This is a genomic window from Azonexus sp. (assembly GCF_036170495.1).
GTDB lineage: Bacteria > Pseudomonadota > Gammaproteobacteria > Burkholderiales > Rhodocyclaceae > Azonexus.
This window is the reverse complement of the sequence record NZ_JAVHPH010000215.1, coordinates 1-3,684: the sequence shown is the minus strand read 5'-3', so window position 1 is coordinate 3,684 and position 3,684 is coordinate 1. Positions and strand designations below refer to the sequence as shown.

At 59.3% G+C, this 3,684-nt stretch carries 4 protein-coding genes; all 4 read left to right on the top strand.

Annotation, left to right across the window (positions count from 1 at the left end):
* Positions 1-496 (top strand): CZB domain-containing protein (locus ADADOO_RS07370; protein ID WP_511276313.1); only part of this gene is annotated, 496 nt, incomplete at its 5' end.
* Between the two features lie 32 nt (positions 497-528).
* Positions 529-2,580 (top strand): PAS domain S-box protein, encoded by a 2,052-nt coding sequence (locus ADADOO_RS07365; protein ID WP_511276311.1) that lies wholly within the window; start codon positions 529-531, stop codon positions 2,578-2,580.
* Complete coding sequence (locus ADADOO_RS07360; protein WP_511276309.1) at positions 2,549-3,199, top strand: response regulator; 651 nt, start codon at positions 2,549-2,551, stop codon at positions 3,197-3,199. Before ADADOO_RS07365 ends, ADADOO_RS07360 begins: the two co-directional genes overlap by 32 nt.
* 271 nt (positions 3,200-3,470) lie before the next feature.
* A partial coding sequence (locus ADADOO_RS07355) for a c-type cytochrome (protein ID WP_511276308.1) occupies positions 3,471-3,684 on the top strand: 214 nt, incomplete at its 3' end.

Genomic DNA, 3,684 nt, shown 5'->3' with positions numbered 1-3,684 from the left:
CCTCGGCTGCGACCTGGCGCAAGGCTTCGGCATCGCCCACCCGATGCCGGCGGCGTTGCTGCCGGAATGGATCCGGCAATTCAAGCCGGATGAACTATGGGGTCTGGCCACGGCCTTCAAATGGTCACACGAAGATTTGCCCATGCTGATCGCCGACATCGACCACAGCCGTTGGAAAAAATCGATCTATGCCTACCTTGACGACACCACCGGAACCGCGCCAGCACCCGAACCAGACCACCGCCAATGCCGTTTCGGTCGCTGGTATTACAGCCAGGATGGACAGCGCTACGCGGCCCTCGAGGCTTTTCAGACCATCGAAACCCTGCACACGCAATTGCACCAGCTCGGCGACAAACTGATCCGTAACCACCGCGCCGGCGACACCGTCGCCAGCGAAACGCTCAAACAGGAACTGGAAAGGCAAAGCACGCAACTGACCAGCTGCCTGCAACAGATTCAGGCCGACATCCTGCTCAACGGGCGGACCAGATGAGCCAGGCCCCGGTAACACCTCTCGCCCCAACCATGCGCCCCCTCTCCCGGGCCCGCGCCTGGATACAGAACCCGGTACGCGCCATTGTTTTCCTCGGCGCGCTGGCGATCATCTCGATACTGGCGGCAAGCGAAATTTACCTGATGGGGCTGCGCAAAAACTCGGTCGAACACGCGCTGCACGAAGCCGTCAGCATCAGTCGCATCCTGAGTGAACAGAGCACCCGCGCCCTTCAGGGCGTCGATCTTGTCCTGCACGGCATCGCCGACCGCATGGCAAATCTGGAAAGTGCGCAGCTGGCTCAAGTCGACAGGGACTTTCTGGTCCGCACACTGCTCAAATCGCGGGCCGCCAGCATGCCGCACATTTCGAGTATTTTTGTCGTTGACCGTAAGGGTCGCGTCATCAATGACTCCAGCGACGAACGCGGCGACACCGAGATCAACATCGCCGATCGCGAATATTTCCAGTTCCACCAGCAAGCCGGCGAAGACAAGGTCTTCATCGGCCCGCCGTTGATCAATCGCCAGAACGACACCTGGACCGTCCACATGAGTCGGCAGATCCACGGGCCGGGACGCACTTTTGGCGGCATCGTCGTGGCCGCACTCAACCTCGATTATTTCGAACATATTGATTCTCTCGAACTCAACTACATCACCCCGATCAGCCTGTACCTGAATGACGGTCACCTGCTGGCCAGAGCACCGCGCGATGCCAGCCTGATCGGCCACCCATTCGAGCTGCCGCCAGCCGCCAGCCCGGGCGAAGCGATTCGCGCCGTACGTCAAACCAATAGCCCGGACATCACCCTTTTCCGCCCGCTCGACCACTTTCCGCTCACCCTCTCGGTATCGGTCTCCGAAAATGTCGCGCTAGCCGAGTGGCGTGAAAACGCCGTGGCCATCCGCACCGCCAGCGGCACCATCTCCGCGTTCATTCTGCTGATCGCCTTCCTGCTGGCCCGCGAAGTGATGCGCGAGCAGGCTCTGGCCGGCCACCTGGCACAAACGGCGCAAACTCTGCAAGCTCTCGTCGACACCGCCATGGACGCCATCGTCACGGTCGACGCCAATGACCGGATTGTTCTCTTCAACCCGGCAGCCGAAGCCATGTTCGGCCGCAGCGCCGCCAGCGTCCTGGGCAGTCGCCTGGATTGCCTGTTGCCGCCACGCTACCGCCAGAGTCACGCGGATTACCGTAGCCAGTTCAGCACCATGCCGCACCGCTCAATGGCGATTACCCGCACGGTTTTCGGGCTACGCGCCAACGGCGATGAATTTCCCATCGAATCGAACATCTCGAAAGTCACCATCCAGGGCAAAACCCTGCACACCGCCATCCTGCGCGACGTTTCAGAGCGCCAGCAAGCCCAGCAGGCCCTGACCGAAACCAATGCTGAACTAAGTCGCCTGTCCGCCGCGCTGATTACCCTCCGGGAAGAGGAGCGCAGCCGTATCGCCCGCGAACTGCACGATGAACTCGGCCAGTTGCTAACCGGCATTCGCATGGAAATTTCCTGGCTTGGCGGGCATCTCGGTCGGGACCAGATCAAGCTCATCGAGAAGACACAGGCGATCAAGGGCCTCATTGACCAGACCATCGTTTCCGTGCGTCGCATATCCTCCGATCTACGCCCACTTGTGCTCGACGACCTCGGCTTCTCTGCCGCAGCCAACTGGTATGTCGACCAATTCTCGGCCCGCACCGGCCTATCCATTGCGCTGAATCTGGCAGAGGAAGACCCGCCGCACGACGAAGCACTGGCTACCACCCTGTTTCGCGTCCTGCAGGAATCACTGACCAATATCGCCCGCCACGCCGAGGCCAGCGCAGTTGAAATCAGCCTGCTCCGACGCAACGACGAATGGATCTTTTCGATCCGCGACAATGGCTGTGGTTTTATGCAAAATGGCCAGCGGCCCGCCGGCTTTGGACTGCTCGGCATGCGCGAACGGGTGCGTAGCGTCGGCGGAAGCTTCTCCGTGGCCAGCACGCCCGGTCAGGGCACCCTGGTCGAAGCCCACATCCCGATCAACCAGGAGAGCAGTAATGCAAAAATACCAAGTCCTGCTGGCGGATGATCACGCCATCATCCGCGACGGACTGAAACAGATTCTCGCCGACACCGCAGATCTGATCGTCGCCGGTGAGGCTGCCAACGGCATCGATGTCATGCACCATGTGCGTGAACGAAAATGGGACGTGCTAGTCCTCGACATCTCGATGCCTGGCCGAAACGGTCTCGATCTGATTCGCCTGATCAAAGACGAGCGACCGGAATTGCCCATTCTCATCCTCAGCATGCACCATGAGGAGCAATACGCCGTACGCGCACTGCATGCCGGCGCTGCCGGCTACATCACCAAGGAAAGCGATAGCGATCTGCTGGTCGCCGCCATTCGGCGCGTTGCATCGGGCGGCGTGCATATCAGCGACAAAGTGGCTGAAATGATGGTACGCGGCATTCAACAAGTCAGCGAAACACCACCCCACACCTTGCTGTCAGACCGGGAATTCCAGGTCTTCAACATGCTCGTCACCGGCGCCGGCCTGACCGAAATTGCCACCGAGTTGTCCTTGAGCGTCAAGACCATCAGTACGCACAAGACGCATATCCTGCAAAAGATGAATTTGGCCAATACGGCTGAACTGATTCGCTACGCCATGGCGCACGAACTGGCCGAACCCGGGCAGTTTTAGGCCGGCCGCGATTTATTCCGGCTCAGCTCGGAATCGAAGACGGGCGCTTGGCGGTACAACAGCCGATTTCGGCCATATTTTCGCGCCAGCGCGCGACAAATTTCCACCCCCAAAGGTTCCCGAGCAATCGGGAATAGGAATTTTCCTATAGCCGTTTTAATCCATTGCCTATGTTGAGCCCAGTTACACCTCGTTACACTCAGTCACCAAGGTACTAGGCCGTTTTTCATAGGACTGGTCTCGTTTTTCGGCACTCTCAGAGAGAAAAAACATGCAACTACTTATCGTCCGCCCCGCCCTGATTGCCGCCGCTGCGGCTTTTTTTCTGACAGCACCAGTGGCTCATGCCGTCGACGTTGATGCTGCCAAGGCCTTGGCCAAACAGAACAACTGTTTCAAATGCCATGCCGTCAGCAAGGAAAAGGATGGCCCGGCCTACAACAAGGTGGCGGAAAAATATAAAGGCAAGGCCAATGCGGAAGCCC

Coding starts and splice junctions, on each gene's coding strand:
- ADADOO_RS07365 (WP_511276311.1), top strand. CDS start 529: ATGCGCCCCCTCTCCCGGGCCCGCGCCTGGATACAGAACCCGGTACGC.
- ADADOO_RS07360 (WP_511276309.1), top strand. CDS start 2,549: ATGCAAAAATACCAAGTCCTGCTGGCGGATGATCACGCCATCATCCGC.